General features: G+C 48.9%; 17 protein-coding genes. 12 read left to right on the top strand and 5 right to left on the bottom strand.

Features of this window, described 5'->3' with window-relative positions; all coding sequences use genetic code 11:
• The first annotated feature begins 66 nt into the window (after positions 1-66).
• From trxA to fre, 6 genes are all read left to right on the top strand, one after another.
• A complete protein-coding gene (gene trxA, locus AC3CIC_RS15900) occupies positions 67-393 on the top strand; it encodes a thioredoxin TrxA (protein WP_016960584.1) in 327 nt (108 codons plus the stop codon).
• 186 nt (positions 394-579) lie between these two features.
• Positions 580-1,845, top strand: coding sequence for a transcription termination factor Rho (gene rho / locus AC3CIC_RS15895; protein WP_016960585.1), 1,266 nt, complete (start codon positions 580-582; stop codon positions 1,843-1,845).
• Between the two features lie 168 nt (positions 1,846-2,013).
• A complete protein-coding gene (locus tag AC3CIC_RS15890) occupies positions 2,014-3,012 on the top strand; it encodes a hypothetical protein (RefSeq protein WP_016960586.1) in 999 nt (332 codons plus the stop codon).
• Between the two features lie 90 nt (positions 3,013-3,102).
• The gene (ubiD, locus tag AC3CIC_RS15885) at positions 3,103-5,007 is read left to right on the top strand and encodes a 4-hydroxy-3-polyprenylbenzoate decarboxylase (protein WP_488515032.1); all 1,905 of its coding nucleotides are present in this window, start codon (positions 3,103-3,105) and stop codon (positions 5,005-5,007) included.
• 3 nt (positions 5,008-5,010) lie between these two features.
• Positions 5,011-5,289 carry a 2Fe-2S iron-sulfur cluster-binding protein gene (locus AC3CIC_RS15880; RefSeq protein WP_488515031.1) on the top strand — a complete coding sequence of 93 codons (279 nt, stop codon included), beginning with the start codon at positions 5,011-5,013 and terminating at the stop codon, positions 5,287-5,289.
• Positions 5,279-5,998 carry an NAD(P)H-flavin reductase gene (gene fre / locus AC3CIC_RS15875; RefSeq protein WP_488515030.1) on the top strand — a complete coding sequence of 240 codons (720 nt, stop codon included), beginning with the start codon at positions 5,279-5,281 and terminating at the stop codon, positions 5,996-5,998. The genes AC3CIC_RS15880 and fre overlap by 11 nt, the downstream gene beginning before the upstream one ends.
• A 49-nt stretch (positions 5,999-6,047) precedes the next feature.
• Here fre and AC3CIC_RS15870 read toward each other — a convergent pair whose 3' ends face one another.
• Both AC3CIC_RS15870 and AC3CIC_RS15865 read right to left on the bottom strand, forming a co-directional pair.
• Positions 6,048-6,929: a carboxylate/amino acid/amine transporter gene (locus tag AC3CIC_RS15870; protein WP_488515029.1), complete on the bottom strand. Its 882-nt coding sequence runs from the start codon at positions 6,927-6,929 to the stop codon at positions 6,048-6,050.
• A gap of 103 nt (positions 6,930-7,032) precedes the next feature.
• Positions 7,033-7,458 carry a universal stress protein gene (locus tag AC3CIC_RS15865; RefSeq protein WP_016960591.1) on the bottom strand — a complete coding sequence of 142 codons (426 nt, stop codon included), beginning with the start codon at positions 7,456-7,458 and terminating at the stop codon, positions 7,033-7,035.
• 288 nt (positions 7,459-7,746) lie between these two features.
• Between AC3CIC_RS15865 and ftnA the strand changes: the two genes are divergently transcribed.
• From ftnA to cspE, 5 genes are all read left to right on the top strand, one after another.
• Positions 7,747-8,274: a non-heme ferritin gene (gene ftnA / locus AC3CIC_RS15860; RefSeq protein WP_016960592.1), complete on the top strand. Its 528-nt coding sequence runs from the start codon at positions 7,747-7,749 to the stop codon at positions 8,272-8,274.
• A gap of 56 nt (positions 8,275-8,330) precedes the next feature.
• Positions 8,331-8,669 (top strand): universal stress protein UspB, encoded by a 339-nt coding sequence (gene uspB / locus AC3CIC_RS15855; protein WP_016960593.1) that lies wholly within the window; start codon positions 8,331-8,333, stop codon positions 8,667-8,669.
• 184 nt (positions 8,670-8,853) lie between these two features.
• Entirely contained in the window at positions 8,854-9,966 is a 1,113-nt protein-coding gene (locus AC3CIC_RS15850; RefSeq protein ID WP_016960594.1) for a mechanosensitive ion channel family protein, read from the top strand.
• A gap of 90 nt (positions 9,967-10,056) precedes the next feature.
• Positions 10,057-11,241: a BaiN/RdsA family NAD(P)/FAD-dependent oxidoreductase gene (locus AC3CIC_RS15845; protein WP_016960595.1), complete on the top strand. Its 1,185-nt coding sequence runs from the start codon at positions 10,057-10,059 to the stop codon at positions 11,239-11,241.
• A 328-nt stretch (positions 11,242-11,569) separates the two neighbouring features.
• Complete coding sequence (gene cspE / locus AC3CIC_RS15840) at positions 11,570-11,782, top strand: transcription antiterminator/RNA stability regulator CspE (protein WP_016960596.1); 213 nt, start codon at positions 11,570-11,572, stop codon at positions 11,780-11,782.
• Positions 11,783-12,089: 307 nt separating this feature from the next.
• Here the strand turns inward: cspE and AC3CIC_RS15835 are convergent, their stop codons facing one another.
• The 3 genes from AC3CIC_RS15835 to AC3CIC_RS15825 form a co-directional block, all read right to left on the bottom strand.
• Positions 12,090-13,532: a coniferyl aldehyde dehydrogenase gene (locus AC3CIC_RS15835; RefSeq protein WP_488515028.1), complete on the bottom strand. Its 1,443-nt coding sequence runs from the start codon at positions 13,530-13,532 to the stop codon at positions 12,090-12,092.
• Between the two features lie 75 nt (positions 13,533-13,607).
• On the bottom strand, positions 13,608-14,231 hold the full coding sequence (locus AC3CIC_RS15830) for a tRNA-uridine aminocarboxypropyltransferase (RefSeq protein WP_394212380.1): 624 nt from the start codon (positions 14,229-14,231) through the stop codon (positions 13,608-13,610).
• Positions 14,232-14,252: 21 nt separating this feature from the next.
• Entirely contained in the window at positions 14,253-15,797 is a 1,545-nt protein-coding gene (locus tag AC3CIC_RS15825; protein WP_488515027.1) for a COG3650 family protein, read from the bottom strand.
• Positions 15,798-15,871: 74 nt separating this feature from the next.
• Between AC3CIC_RS15825 and AC3CIC_RS15820 the strand changes: the two genes are divergently transcribed.
• The gene (locus tag AC3CIC_RS15820; protein ID WP_016960600.1) at positions 15,872-16,336 is read left to right on the top strand and encodes an EVE domain-containing protein; all 465 of its coding nucleotides are present in this window, start codon (positions 15,872-15,874) and stop codon (positions 16,334-16,336) included.
• Positions 16,337-16,367 lie beyond the last annotated feature (31 nt).

The raw sequence follows: 16,367 nt of genomic DNA, 5'->3' as shown, positions 1-16,367 counted from the left end.
CAAATAGTGTGATGATTTACTGGTTGGTATATCACCAGTGACAAAAAGTAATCATTGGAGTGAAAGATGAGCGACAAGATTTTGCAGCTGACAGACGACAGCTTCGACGCAGATGTTATCAATGCTAAAGGCCCTGTGCTGGTCGATTTCTGGGCGGAGTGGTGTGGTCCTTGTAAAATGATCGCGCCGATTCTTGACGAGATCGCTGAAGAGTACGAAGGGAAAGTCACTATTGGTAAGCTGAATATCGACCAGAATGCGGGTACACCGCCTAAGTTTGGTATTCGCGGTATCCCAACATTGCTGCTGTTTAAAGACGGCGGTGTGGCGGCAACGAAGGTTGGCGCACTGTCTAAAACTCAACTGAAAGAGTTCCTAGACGCAAACCTATAATGTGACTTGTAAGCCGTGAACCGCCCAGGTCGCGGCTTATTTGTCTCTATCAGCTAGACAGTTCCCCGATCAGGTGCTAACTTATTGCACGTAAAGTGTACATCTGTTCATCTCTCGATCACACCCTGTGATTCCCAAACCCAAACTAATCAGACCTCAAATTTGACTGACAAGACACCTACCACTATGAATCTTACCGAACTGAAGAATCAGGCCGTTTCTGAGCTGGTCGCCTTAGGCGAAAGCATGGGCCTTGAAAACCTTGCCCGCCTTCGTAAACAAGACATCATCTTCGCGATCTTGAAGCAACACGCGAAAAGCGGCGAAGATATTTTTGGAAACGGCGTGCTGGAGATCCTTCAGGACGGCTTCGGCTTCCTGCGCAGTGCAGACTGCTCTTACCTTGCTGGCCCAGATGATATCTATGTTTCACCAAGCCAAATTCGCCGTTTTAACCTGCGAACTGGTGATACCATCTCTGGCAAAATCCGTCCGCCAAAAGATGGCGAGCGTTACTTCGCACTGTTAAAAGTGAATGAAGTTAACCACGACCGACCTGATAATGCCCGCAACAAGATCCTGTTTGAAAACCTGACGCCACTGCACGCAAACGAGCGTATGGTGATGGAGCGTGGTAATGGCTCTACCGAAGACATCACAGCACGTGTGCTGGATCTGGCATCGCCAATCGGTAAAGGTCAACGTGGTTTGATTGTTGCTCCGCCAAAAGCGGGTAAAACCATTTTGCTGCAGAACATTGCACAGAGCATTGCCCACAACCACCCTGAGTGTGAGCTAATGGTACTTCTGATTGACGAACGTCCAGAAGAAGTGACCGAAATGCAGCGTTTGGTAAAAGGTGAAGTTATTGCTTCTACCTTTGATGAGCCTGCAAGCCGCCACGTTCAGGTGGCTGAAATGGTTATCGAAAAGGCCAAACGCCTTGTTGAGCACAAGAAAGACGTGGTTATCCTGTTGGATTCAATCACACGTCTGGCACGTGCTTATAACACCGTGGTACCAAGCTCAGGCAAAGTTCTGACTGGTGGTGTTGATGCGAATGCATTGCATCGTCCAAAGCGTTTCTTCGGTGCTGCACGTAACGTCGAAGAGGGCGGAAGCCTGACCATCATCGCAACAGCGCTGGTTGATACTGGCTCTAAGATGGATGAAGTTATCTACGAAGAATTTAAGGGTACAGGTAACATGGAACTGCACCTGTCTCGTAAGATTGCCGAGAAGCGTGTCTTCCCCGCTATCGACTTCACGCGTTCAGGTACGCGTCGAGAAGAGCTTCTGACGAAGTCTGATGAGCTGCAGAAAATGTGGATCCTGCGCAAGATTGTTCACCCAATGGGCGAAAGCGATGCGATGGAATTCCTGCTTGATAAGCTCTCGATGACCAAGACTAACGAAGAATTCTTTGAAGCAATGCGTCGTCAGAAATCATAACGCGCACCATGCTGAATTAAAAAAGCACCGCCTAGCGGTGCTTTTTTTTGCTTGAAGAAAGACCGAGTCAGGCGCTTATCAGTTGCTAAATATGAGAATGAGCCTCAGAATTGAGCTGGCATATTATTCAGCCAGTCGATTGGGATGCACTGGCTCAGGATTTCTGGGATGAAACGTTCACTCGCTTTACTAATCATATTTTTCTTCGCCCTCTTTGGTGGGGTATCGCGTGCCATCACGATATCGCCAGATGACGTGGCGTCGCATATCGCCGATCCCAATACGGTGTCATCTATTCTGCATGCGACCACCTTGTTTGATGCTAATCAGATCCCACAGCTTGAAACCTATCTGGCTTCCTTACCTGAATTGTTGCGCGAAGAAGCGCTGACCGTCGTGACTCGTCGTGCGTTGAATTTTTCTAAAATGACGCCAGAAATCGAAAAGTTTCTCGTTACCATCAGTCATCAACAGCCTAAGTATTTAGTGAAAAGTCAGGGTAATGGCTATTGGGTAACCATGCCTGCTTTTAACTATGCGGGCGAAGCGAGATGGGTACTTAATCGCTGGGAAATTAAATTGCTGGGTGATGAAGCGAACAGGCTGCTCAATTATGATCAGTTGTCCTTAGCGAAATGGCTATCGTTCTCTTCAAATGATTACACATTGCGACGAGAAGCGTTAGTCAGCTTAATCTCTAATTTATCACCGCAAGCGCTCAATAAACTTGAGCTGCTGTATCTTGGTGACAAAAATATGGACTGGAGTCCTGATAATACGGTTTTGGCAGCGTTAGCCACCCAAACCCGCAGTAACGCGCTGTATAGCTTACTTTGGCTGCGACGCACTGATAGCGCCAGTTTGGAGGTGTTGCGGAAGATGGATACCCCTCCTGTTAGCCAACAACATATTGATCAGATGATCGCCGCCACGGTTAACCCCGTATTGGCGGAGATGGCAATCAGACAGCTAGCAGGTTTACATCCTCTTCCTGACGATGTGAAAACGTTTTTGCTTAAGCAGATTGGCGATCGTCAGCGCGGTAAATCTATTGCAACGCTGTTGGCTGAACAGGGTCACCGTGTTTGGTTGGAGCAATTGCTGCAACAAGTCTCGGGTGTCACTCGTCGTAATATCGAGAATGGACTAGATAGCGTCAAAAGCTGACTGATAGACCTTTTGTTTTCATTTTTACAAACGTGTTACCCGCGACACATCCCGTTATAATCGAATCCTTACATCTCATCCGGGAAGGCTATGAAATTTACTGATTTACGCGTGTTTATCGACTATTTGGAATCTGTCGGTGAGTTAAAACGCATCTCTCATCCTGTCGACCCAAATCAAGAAATGACAGAAATCGCGGATCGCGTCTTGCGTGACGGTGGCCCCGCGTTATTGTTTGAAAACCCGGTCGGTTACGATATTCCCGTACTAGCAAACCTGTTTGGAACGCCAAAGCGTGTCGCTATGGGCATGGGGCGAGATGATGTCACCGCGCTGCGAGAAGTCGGTAAATTGCTGGCATACCTCAAAGAGCCTGAGCCGCCAAAGGGCTTTAAAGATGCGTTAGACAAGCTGCCTGTGTTTCGACAAGTGTTAAACATGCCAGCCAAAAAACTGCGCAAAGCACCGTGTCAGGACATCGTGTGGCAAGGTGATGACGTTGATCTTGATAAAATTCCTGTGATGAGCTGTTGGCCGGATGACGTGGCGCCGCTGCTGACATGGGGATTAACCATCACCCGTGGGCCGAATAAAAAACGCCAGAACCTCGGTATTTATCGTCAGCAGAAAATCGGTAAAAACAAAGTCATCATGCGTTGGTTAGCACACCGAGGCGGTGCGCTGGATTTACGTGAATGGATGGAAACAAACCCAGGTGAACCCTTTCCGGTGTCTGTCGCCTATGGCGCTGATCCTGCGACCATTCTTGGTGCGGTCACGCCAGTGCCGGATACCTTGTCAGAGTACGCGTTTGCGGGTTTGCTTCGAGGCAGTAAGACCGAAGTTGTGAAAAGCATCAGCAATGATTTAGATGTACCTGCCAGCGCTGAAATAGTGATGGAAGGCTACATTGATCCGAATGAGTTTGCTGACGAAGGGCCATATGGCGATCACACAGGCTATTACAACGAAGTAGAACGTCATCATGTGTTCACCGTGACGCACATTACCATGCGTCAAAAGCCGATTTATCACAGCACCTATACAGGCCGTCCACCGGATGAACCAGCAGTGCTTGGCGTCGCATTGAACGAAGTATTCGTGCCTATTTTGCAAAAGCAATTTCCCGAGATTGTGGATTTCTATCTGCCGCCGGAAGGCTGTTCGTATCGCATGGCGGTAGTGAGCATGAAGAAACAATACCCCGGGCACGCAAAGCGCGTGATGATGGGTGTGTGGTCTTTCTTACGCCAATTTATGTACACCAAGTATGTCATCGTGGTCGATGAAGACGTTGATACCCGTGACTGGCACAGTGTTATTCAAGCAATGACGACTCGCATGGATCCGATGCGTGACACGCTGCTTATCGAAAACACCCCAATTGATTCCCTCGACTTTGCATCACCAGTTGTGGGGTTGGGCTCCAAAATGGGCATCGACGCCACCGTTAAATGGGAAGCGGAAACCGTCAATTACCCTTCGTCAAATGATGCGCAGCCTGATCTGGAAAAGCTTGAAGAAGCAATGCTTGCTGTGCGCGCACAGTTGCCAGAAATTATTGATCTCTACCTGCCGTCTGAAGCCCATGCGAGTCGCATGGCATTGGTGACCATTAAGAAAGATTCTGTGGGTCATGCTCCTCGTGTGATGGAAAGCATTTGGGCATCATTGGGGCAAATTATAGACCTCAAATTCGTCATGGTATTTGATGATGGTGACGTCAATGTACGCGACTGGAACGATGTAATTTGGGCAATAACCACCCGCATGGATCCGGCTCGTGATACCCTGTTCGCGAAGTCGCCTTCGGATGATTATCGAGAAGACGCTCGCGGTGATGCATCGCCAGTTAGCGAGTGCGGGTCTAGAATGGGGTTAGATGCCACCAATAAATGGCCGGGAGAATCGACCCGTGAATGGGGAACACCCATTGCCAAAGATCCGCAAATTGTTGCGAAGGTCGACGAAATGTGGGGCATGCTGGGTATTTAATCCATGTATAAAGTAAACCTGATGCCAGCAGGAGCCCAGTTTGAGGTTGCTGCGCACCAAACACTATTACAAGGCGCGCTCAGCGCAGGAATACCATTTCCTAACCGTTGTCAGATCGGTGCTTGTGCAACCTGTCTTTGCAGGTTGATAGAAGGTGATGTGCATTATCACCTGGAGCCTATGCTCACCGAACAAGAAAAAGAGTACGGCTGGATATTTGCCTGTCAGGCCATTCCCAGCAGTGATCTGGTGGTTAGTTTTGAGGAAAGCGATGACTATTAAATGTGAAGTAACGTCAGTGTCGTCACTGACCAATAACACCTATCGAATTTTATTAAAGCCTGAGCAGCCTGTGAGCTACAAAGCGGGTCAATACCTGCTAGCGGTGATGGGTGAGAAAGACAAGCGTCCATTCTCGATTGCCAGCAGCCCATGCCGTCAAAATGGCCATGAGCTTGAATTGCACATTGGTGCAGCAGAAGAAAATGCCTATGCTATGGATGTGGTGAAAGCGGCTCAAGCTGCGCTAGAAAAAGGGGATGACTCCTTTTTGATTGAAGCGCCGCACGGTGACGCTTGGCTTCGCGAAGAACGCCAACGCCCATTAGTTCTGATTGCGGGTGGTACAGGTTTTTCTTACGTGCGCAGCATGTTGGATCATTGTCTGAGCCAAGGCTTCAAGCAGCCGATTTTCCTTTATTGGGGCGGACGTGATATCAGTCAGCTTTATGCCAATGATGAAATGGAAGCGTTGGCATTGAAAAACAGCCAACTGACTTACATTCCTGTCGTAGAAAACACACCGCAAGGTTGGGCTGGCAAAGAAGGCAATGTGCTGCAAGCCGTGATGGAAGACTTCGTGTCGCTGTCAGCCTATGACGTGTATATCGCGGGTCGCTTTGAAATGGCAGGCGCGGCACGCGAAATGTTTTGCACCGAACGTGGCGCAGAGCGTGACCACTTGTTTGGCGATGCGTTTGCATTTATATAACGTAGCTTCGCTAAGCCGATAAAAAACCGCCAATCTGGCGGTTTTTTATTTATGCGTGAGTGTGGTTAGACGTCAATATTTTCTTTTTCACCCAAGTTTCATTGAGCCAGAGCGAGGCCAAAATCACTGCGCCGCCCATCGCCAGTGTCCCCAGATCCGCATCGCGGTTCCAGATGAGCACATTGACCACAATACCTGCTGGTACCAGCACATTGTTCATCACCGCCAGTGCGCCAGCATTGACGAGTGTCGCTCCCTTGTTCCACAAGAAATAGCCCAAGCCTGATGCCACAGTACCAAGGTAAATCAAAATGCCCCATTGCAACGATGTGCTGGGCAGCTTGTCTGTGTTGCCGAGCAGCAGAAATGCAGGCAAAGCCACACACAATGCGCCAAGGTAAAATAGGCCAAACACCGTGTGTTGTGGCACGTCTGTCTCTGTGCGTTCCATCAAGAATTTATAGCTGACTTGGCCAATGGCAAAACAGAGGTTTGCACCCTGAACAATCAAGAAACCCAGCATAAAGTTTGGATTCACCGACGCGAACTTGATCATTACCGCGCCAAGCACGGCCAGTGCAGCCGTCATCAGATACCAGGGAGAGAAGCGGCGATGCAGTAAATCATACGTCAGCGTGACATAGACGGGCGTGAATACCGTGAAAAGGAGTACTTCTGGTACAGAGAGATATAAAAAGGATTGGTAGTAGAAGCAATACATGAGGCCAAGCTGAATGCCACCAATGGCCATTAACTTGAGCATGAGCGGACGAGGCGCACCTTTGAGGCGTAAAAATGGCAGAAAAACCACCGCCGCCAACGCCACCCGGGTAACGACTGAAAACCAAGCATCGACCTGTCCGGCAAGGTAAACGCCAATTAAGCTGAAAGAAAAAGCCCATAAGAGGGTAATAAACGCGAGGTATCCCATAACGATCCATATTTGGTAAGAAACTGCCGCAAAGTGTACCGGAAATTGCGTCAATAGGCAGGGATCGAGAATCTGGACGGATCAGCGTACTTGGCGTGTGCGATCAGCTTGGTAGCGGCACCATCAGCATGTCGACAGGGGTTTTATTGATCAGTTGTTTGGCGGACGAAATTAACGCACTCCAAAAATCTTGATGATGACCACAAATGACGAGATCAATGCCGAAATGGCCGATAGATTCGGTGATCTCCTCGGCTAAGTCACCACTGGCGACCAACGTATGAGTGACGGGAATATCCACGTGTTTTGCCAGCGTGTTCAGTTGCGACTGCGCTTCATCAATAATGTGGTTGCGCGTTTCCACCAGATTGACATCTATGAGGCCTGTGTAGAGTTGCGCGTAGTTGACGTCGATGTGGATCAGTGACAGTTTTGCTCCGAGGGGTTTAGCCAGATCAGCGCCTTTTTGAACCAGTGCTTCGCTGTCGGCAGAAAGATCGACCGCCACCAGAATGTGTTTATAACCCATAGCCTGACTCCTGAATAAAACCGTAAACGATACCCAATCCTCATCAATATTAGTGGAGTTTCCTTCGCAATGTATGGCGTCGTTTGCTCATCTGATGGGGACTTTTGGATATATTCGTCATGAACATCAATCAAAAACTATCATTGTCTCCAAAACAAGACTGTTGCAGAGATCCCAATGCCGATGTGTGCTTGGTGAACGTGTTACTACAGATCGACTGGCGGGGTTGAATTAACGTTCACCGACAGACAAAATGACTCTCAGATTGAATAGAAGGGAAACAATAGCATGCTAGCAAAACCCATGATTGAGCAACTGAATGCGCAGATTAATTTGGAGTTTTTTTCATCAAACCTATACTTACAAATGAGCGCATGGTGTGAAGACAAAGGATTTGAGGGTGCAGCGCAGTTTATGCGTAAGCATGCGCAAGAAGAAATGGAGCACATGCAGCGTCTATTCACCTACGTGAGTGAGACAGGTGCGATGCCGATATTGGGCACGATTGAAGCGCCTCGCCACCATTTTGAATCGCTTGGTGAAGTGTTTCGTGAAACGTACAAACATGAGCAGCTCATTACTGAGAAAATTAATCATTTGGCACACGTCGCGTTCACTACGCAGGACTATTCTACATTTAGTTTCTTGCAGTGGTATGTCGCTGAACAACACGAAGAAGAAAAGATCTTCAAGAGTGTGATTGACAAGATTGAACTGGTAGGGGAAGACGGAAAAGCCCTCTTCTTCATTGATAAAGATTTGGCAGAAATGGCCAAACAAGCACCCACTTCTGTGATGGATAGCCCTGTGGCTTAAGACGCATATTACGTCTTCGCTCGGGCTTCCCTTAGGCAACAATGGGAGATGAGACCATGAGCGGAGACGCCTTAATTATCGCGATTTTCTTTGTTACGCTGGCGAACATCCTGCGTTATGTGAGTTCACTTCGTGTTTTACTCGTGATGATGCGAGAAGCCAACCCACTGCTGTATCAGCAAATGACCCGTGGCAATAATTTCTTTTCTTCCCAAGGAGATATCAGCCGACAAAAGCGGTTATATCATTACATTCGAAGCCAAGAATATCTTCATCACCACGATACGGCTTTTATTGCCAAGTGCAACAAAGTCAGGCACTTGTTTATTTTATCGACCGCCCTTGTACTCGCTTTGGTTGTTTCACTCTTTTTTGTGGCGTTCGCAGGTCTTTAAGTTTTTTCTTTGCAAACACTGAAGCGACTAACAAAGTCGAAGTTCTGGCCTAACGAAGGCTCTTAGCAAAAATCAAAAAACGCTGGCAGTTGTCAGCGTTTTTTTTGTTACCCTCGACACCAATATTTCAAAGACCTAAAACCAAAATACCTGACGATAAGGGGTGAGCGACGTGGATCGATTCATGGCGTGGTGGCATTCGAGTTCTCAAAGCATCAATTTAGAATGGGTAGAACACATTGCCGTGTTGTTGGCGATGGCAGCATTTGCCTGGTTAGTGTGGCACGTCGTCTTTGGACGTTTGGTCGCGATTTCTCAAAAGACCAAAACCGAGTGGGACACCATTTTACTGCAAACAGTGAGCACGCCCATTAGCGTGTTGATATGGCTATGGCCATCGAGTTATGTGCTCGACAGCCTGTTAGCAGCCACGGCGAAAGTGAGTGAAAGCTGGCTGGTGGTGTCGCGTCGGGTGCTTGTTTTTGCTGTCATCCTTTGGATATTGCTGCGTTTGGTTAATCGCATAGAAGCGTATTTGATGAAATCCGATACGCGCGACCAAACCACGGTGTCTGCGATGGGGCATATACTGCGCTTGTTATTAGCCGTCGTGGGCGTATTAACGGCGCTACAAGCCTTTGGCATTAGCCTGACAGGTTTACTCACCTTTGGTGGTGTTGGTGGCCTTATCGTAGGTTTGGCAGCCAAAGATTTATTGTCTAATTTCTTCGGGGGGCTGATGATTTATTTCGATCGGCCTTTCAGTGTGGGCGATTGGATTAGCTCTCCTGATCGCAACATCGAAGGCACGGTAGAGCGCATCGGTATGCGAATGACCATGATCCGTAGCTTTGAAAGCCGCCCTTTGTATGTGCCGAACTCGGTATTTAGCAGCATTGTGGTGTTGAATCCTTCGCGCATGCAACATCGCCGCATCAACGAAACCATTGGCCTTCGCTATAAAGACGCCGACAAAATGGCGGCCATTGTGACGGATGTGAAAGCGATGCTGGAGACCCATCCCGACATTGAACAGCGGTCGACCTTGATGGTGAATTTTGATGCCTTTGCAGGCTCGTCGCTTAACTTCTTTATTTATGCCTTCACCAAAACCATCAATTGGTCTCGCTATCACGAAGTGAAGCAGGATGTAATGCTGAAAATTGTCGATATTGTTCATGCACATGGTGCAGACTTCGCGTTCCCATCGCGCACCATCAGCTTTGATAAAGACGAGATGACCGAAGCTGCCATTCCCGTGCCTGAGGCCATCCAAGCGGCATCGAACAAGCACTGAATCAGACAACACACTGGCTCAAGCGGATCTGGGCGGCTACAATGCCGCCCTATTTAATGCAGATCGTTGTTAAAGCAGTAGAGTGAAGAGATGAAGCAAGTTGATGTAGTGATCATTGGCGCAGGTGCAGCAGGCTTGATGTGTGCCGCGCAAGCGGGTAAGCGCGGTCGTTCCGTGCTGGTGGTCGATAACGGCAAAAAACCAGGACGGAAGATTCTGATCTCCGGCGGTGGTCGTTGCAACTTCACTAACTACGACGTAACGGCATCTAACTTCGTCTGTGGCAATCCGCATTTTGCTAAGTCCGCCCTGGCGCAATACAGCCAGTGGGATTTCTTTTCCATGATCAACGAATACGGCATTGCATGGGAAGAGCGTGAGCACGGCCAGCTATTTTGCATCGACTCGGCGAAAGATATCGTCGAAATGCTGCTAAAAGAGTGCGATATGCCCAATGTCGAACAACGCTATCGTTGCGATGTGCATAGCATTGAGAAAAACGAAGACGGCTTCACATTAAAACTCGATACCGACACGGTAGCGTGTCAGTCATTGGTGGTGGCAACAGGTGGGCTATCAATGCCCAAGCTCGGCGCAACCCCATTCGGTTACCACATTGCAGAGCAGTTTGGCTTGAAGCGCATACCGACCACCGCAGGCCTAGTGCCATTCACTTTGCACGACAAAGACAAGGCTGCGTTTGCTGATTTGTCTGGTATTGCCATTCCGGTCACCATCACGTCAGAAAATGATGTGACCTTTAAAGAGAACCTACTGTTTACCCATCGTGGTTTGTCTGGCCCTGTGGTGTTGCAGATAAGTTCATACTGGGTGCCCGGCGAGAAAGTCACGGTGAACTTGTTGCCGGATTTAGATCTGGCTGACACCATCAACGCGATGCGTGACAAACATCCGGCGCAGAGCCTGAAAAACAGCTTGTCACGATTGCTTCCAAAGCGTTTGGTCGAAGCCATGATCACACGCGGTGATATCGAAGATAAGCCGCTCAAGCAGCTCAACCCCAAAGAGATTGCGTCGCTGGCGGATTATCTGCACCAGTGGAATATCGCCCCGAACGGCACAGAAGGCTATCGCACGGCGGAAGTCACGCTGGGCGGCGTGGATACTGATGAACTGTCTTCAAAAACCATGGAAACGAAAAAGGTCTCAGGGCTATATTTTGTCGGCGAAGTGATGGATGTGTCTGGCTGGCTGGGGGGGTACAACTTCCAGTGGGCATGGAGTTCCGGCTGGGTTGCAGGGCAGAATGTGTGATTAGCAGTAAGTAAATGAAAGACTTGAATCGAGGTCTGGTGCTTCCACTTTTAGGGGGAGGCAGGCCTCGGGCTTAGTGCGCAAATTTTATTCTCTAAACGTTAAAAATAAACCTTTACAAAAATAGGCGTTCGAGTATTATTCACCTCGCTCTGTTGAACAGGGTTATTAATGAAAGACGTAAAAGTAAAAGTAAAAATTCAGTTTGCCTTCCAATTGTTGTGCCCTCTGTGTTTCCCTTAGCTTCATCGTAACATTCAATAATTCAAGCTTTCAGTGCATCGCATTTTTGCGAAATTTTTTATGAATTAATATTAAGGGACACATTATGTCTAACAAAACAACTGGTCTAGTAAAATGGTTTAACGAAGAGAAAGGTTTTGGTTTTATTACTCAAGACAACGGCGGTGCTGACGTATTCGTTCACTTCCGTGCTATCGCTTCTGAAGGCTTCAAAACTCTGGCTGAAGGCCAAAAAGTATCTTTCGAAGTTGAGCAAGGCCAAAAAGGCCCACAAGCTGCTAACGTAGTAGCTCTGTAATTTCGAAAGAAGAGCGCAGGTGGTTTTCCATCTGCGTTTTTTTTCGCCTGCAATAAATCGTTTGCGCTCCAAGCCTTCTATTTACACCTCTTTTCTAGATTAAAATCACTCTCCAAAAATATCAGCACTGCAATTTATTATCACATCCCGTGCATAATGATGCCTGCACGACGTTACATTGACGTTTTATTTCACATTCTTGAATATATTTTAAAAAATAGCGCACACATGTTTCATATGGTGTGATTTTTTATTTTTAAATTTTGTAGATTTTGAAAAAGGCGCCACGTAATAGCAGCGCCTTCTTTTATCGCAAAAACAACGTGAACATGATCTTTTGCCACCATTTTCCATACGGCGGTGTCATCAGCTTGCCGGGGTTGAACTTGCCTCGGCTGAGCACGGTTTTGGCATGGCTGAAAGTGCGGAAGCCTTCGATGCCGTGGTAGTGACCTAAACCAGATGGACCTACGCCGCCAAAAGGTGCGTCATCGACGGCAACCTGGGTAATGGTGTCATTAACGGCGATAGAGCCTGAGTGCGTGTGTCGGATGACATGACGCTTGAAATCTTCATCAAAGGACATCAAATACAGGGCTAATGGTCGTGGCATGTTTCGAATGATCGTGAGCACATCCTGCACATCGTGATATGTGATGATGGGCAGCAAGGGGCCGAAGATTTCTTGCTGCATGATGACGCTGTCTGCGGGCGGGTTGATCACCAGGTGAAGCGCCATTTTTCGTGTTGCAGGCAGTATGGCTTCTTCACTCAGCGGGATAACTGTGACGCCATGCTTTTGTGCATCATCAATCAAAGACTCCAGTCTGGCGAATTGGCGGTCATTGATAATGGCCGTGCGATCATCGCTTTGAATACCCTCGGGGTAGGCGGCCTTCCATTGAGCGCGAAGCGCTTCGACGACATCATCCAGTTTATCTTCATGAACATAAAGATGGTCGGGGGCGACGCAGATTTGCCCAGCATTGAGGTTTTTGCCAAACAACAGACGCTCCGCCGCGATCTCGGGGGCAATGTCGGGGGCAATAATCACGGGGGATTTCCCGCCTAACTCTAGCGTGACAGGTGTGAGGTTTGCGGAAGCGGCTTCCATCACTTTTTTGCCCACTTCGGTCGAGCCAGTAAACAGCAGGTGATCGAAAGGCAGCTTGGTGAATGCGGTTGCCACCGCGACATCGCCTTCAATGACACTCACTTTGTCTTCAGAAAACGCCTCTCTGAGCATGGTTTTGACAACCTGATTGGTGAGTGGCGTGAATTCACTCATCTTGAGCATCACGCGGTTGCCCGCCGCGATAGCTGTCATCAAAGGGATCAGGCTTAAGGTGATCGGGAAGTTCCATGGCACGATGATGCCGACAACGCCAAGTGGCTGATAATGAATTTCAACCTTGGCGGGGGCGAGCAAAAGACCGGTGGATCGGCGCGAAGGTTTCATCCAGCGCTTGAGCTTGCGCTTGGTATAACGAAGCATCTGAAAGCACGGCATGATGTCTGCCATCAGGGTGTCGGTACGACTGCGATGACCATAATCTTGCGATAATGCGTCAACTAACGCGTCAGTATGGATTTTCAGTACGCGCTGCAGGCGAGTTAAGTCTTCAATGCGCTCGGCATAGCCAATGTCAGGGATTTGTTTACCCAATTCGGTCAGCTTAGAAAACTGTGTTTCTAAGGCATTTATCTGCTGTTCAAGCGGCGTATTGGCCGCCATTGATACCACGGTCATGTTTGTGCGTCCTGTGAGCGATATCTGTTTCATAACAGTAAAGTCAGACTTGCCGGCTTGCAAGTCTTAGGTGCGCTATTGTGATAACGCGATATGTTGCCGATCTGCTTCGAACATGAGCATAAATTGATGAAAGTATGCAGATATGGCGCGAGCGTTCTCCTGTTCACCTAGCGCGGCTAAGATTTCAATGCCGACTTCACAGGTGCAGAGTGACCCCGAGGGTTGATTGCGGCGCAGTGAATAGGCGGTTGTCAGCCCCTCGGGCAAGGTCACCGTTGGTATATCTTCCAGCCAAGGGCTCTGGCGCAGCATCTTGTGCGCCTGCTGCCACGTTGCATCCACGATGATGAAATGCAGAGGCTTTTCGTATGGCTGTCTGTTTGATGATGACGGGTGACATTCTGTCAATCTCTCTAGCGGGGTCGCCGTTTCGTTTGGAAATACCAAAAATGGCTGAGCCGCAGGGTCTGCCAGTAAGGTCAGCAATTCTGCTGGTGGTGTTTTTCGGTGCCAGATGTGACGTCGACAAAGCGGCAGTGAAGCTTCCAAAAGCCGACCGGTATTGGTGGCGCGGTTGGCTTCTGTTTCGTGCATTAATAGTTCAATACGCACATTGCTGTTTAACGACGGAGTTTGGTCGCACAAGCAGTTGTAATGAAAGCCGCAATGTTCACACGGCGCAGGTTTGGTTGGCAATGTGTATTCCTCGCCGTTCAATTAGTTAAGCGTAACGCCTTCCTGTTGCGGATAAATGCCATCTGAGAACAGGTAGGTATCGGCAGCGTCGGGCAGATTAACCTCGGGGGCAACCGAAGGGTTCGAGGGATAACGGTTACCGTCAAAGTGAAGCACGCGGGTGGAGGCTTTGGCGCCACCGCCACCGACAGGCATGATCAAATCACGCCAGCCATTGTGCGTCGTATTACTCATTTGGAACGGGAGATGAACCAAGCTTATACGGCTGTTGAAGCGCCAATCGCCGTTTTGGTTAGCAAACACTAACAAGGTGCAGCCACCGCTGCCGCACCAGTCGGTCAATACCAGTAATTCGTTGTTGCCATCGTTGTTGAGATCTTCGCTCAACCAACGATAACGTGTGCCTGCTACTTCGGTAGCAGCCTCACCCAAATAAGCTTTCAACGCCGCATCAACCTTTGGGTTGAACTCCGCTGAACCTTCCACACCGTGTGACATTTTGGTCGCGTCTGTTTTGCTGCCAACCATCAAAGACAAGGTTAACCCTTGCGCGCCAAGACTGTATTCGCGGCCATTGACGATTTCTTTGTCAGCAGTCAGGGTCAGTCCATTTCGCTCAAACAGACGTTCACTCACCAGGTACTGGCCTTGATGGCGAGTCATCATGACTTGCACGGCATTGGCGTTCACTTGCTGCCAAATGCCTGTTTCGATGAGTTCTGGCTCATTGGCTTGCTGATAATGCGTGGTGGCAGAATGATCTGAGTTCAGGGTGACTGTGGTCGTCAATCGGGTATCACCAAGTGTGGTGACTCCTTGATAATTACCGACCCACTCTTGGGTGGGGTCATCTGCCGATAACGTTGCGCAGCCGTGCCATGATTGCTTGCCCTTGGTGAAATTGGATGTCCAGCCATAGATGCTGTCACTCATGCCATCGCTACAAAGCTCAGGGCGGAGCGTCAGTGTTGTGCCATCGGCCTGATAAATTCGTGCTTCTGGACTGATGTCTCGAGCAGTGAGCGTGACGTTTTCGCTGTTATGCCCTAAGCGACTAAATTGCAGTGTATTGCTTTCAACAGACACTCCCCAGAAAGGCTCCGTGCCCGAAGCGACTGTGCGGTCACGGGGTTGTTGGCAGCCGTCAATTTCTGCTGACATCAGGTTGAGTTGCGTGACTTTGAACGTGGCAGGGTAGTCGGCTCCAAACCCGTCTGATGATGGCGCAACCAACTCGCCAACGACTTCTCCATAGATGGAGCGATAAGGGCTTGCGCTTAAGCCTAAGCCTTGCTGTGTAAGTGATGGGTCGAGTTGCAGCCAGTATTGGCTGTTACTGCCGCACGGCGTGATAGCTCGCACTTCATGGCTCAAGGTGACTTCACCACGTAGCATAAAACGTTGCGGGACTGACGTTGGTGCCGATTGAAGCGATGATTGTGTTTGTAAATCATCAGAGTTTCCCAGTTCAACGGGCCCAGATGGTGATTGGCTGCAGGCAGAAAGCAGGCTAATAATAACAGCGAGGCTCAGCAGTTTTGGAAGGCGGTGATTTGGAATTGGCAACGGAGATTCCTCTTCTCTTTCATGGGCTAAAAGGGTAAAACCATGATGATGGCATTCACACCAATGGGGAGATTATGGCGTATTGGCTATTAAAAACCGAGCCTGATACTTTTTCTATAGACACCTTAAAACAGCAAAAGGTCTCGTGCTGGGAAGGTGTGCGCAATTATCAGGCGCGAAATATGATGCGTGATGGAATGAAAGTTGGCGATCTTGCGTTCATCTACCACTCCTCGTGCAAAGATGTGGGTGTGGTAGGCATCGCTGAAGTGGTGAAGGCCGCGTATCCCGATCATTTTCAGTTTGACCCTGAAAGCCCTTATTTTGATCCCAAAAGCTCACCGGAAAATCCACGTTGGATAATGGTCGATGTGGCCTATCGTCAGCATCTGCCGTACTTGTCGCTGGCGCGGATCAAAGCGAACCCTGCGTTGGAAGAGATGCCGCTGGTCAAGAAAGGCAGTCGTCTCAGCATTATGCCCGTCACTGAGATGCAGTGGAGCGAAATCCTTGCGATGTCGGAAGCACGCAAAAGGTAGTCGTGGGTAGCGTCAGTTAAATTGGCGAATT

The organism is Enterovibrio sp. QJM3NY_24, assembly GCF_057786035.1.
The sequence above is the reverse complement of the archived record's forward strand: the minus strand, read 5'-3'. Positions and strand labels throughout refer to the sequence as shown.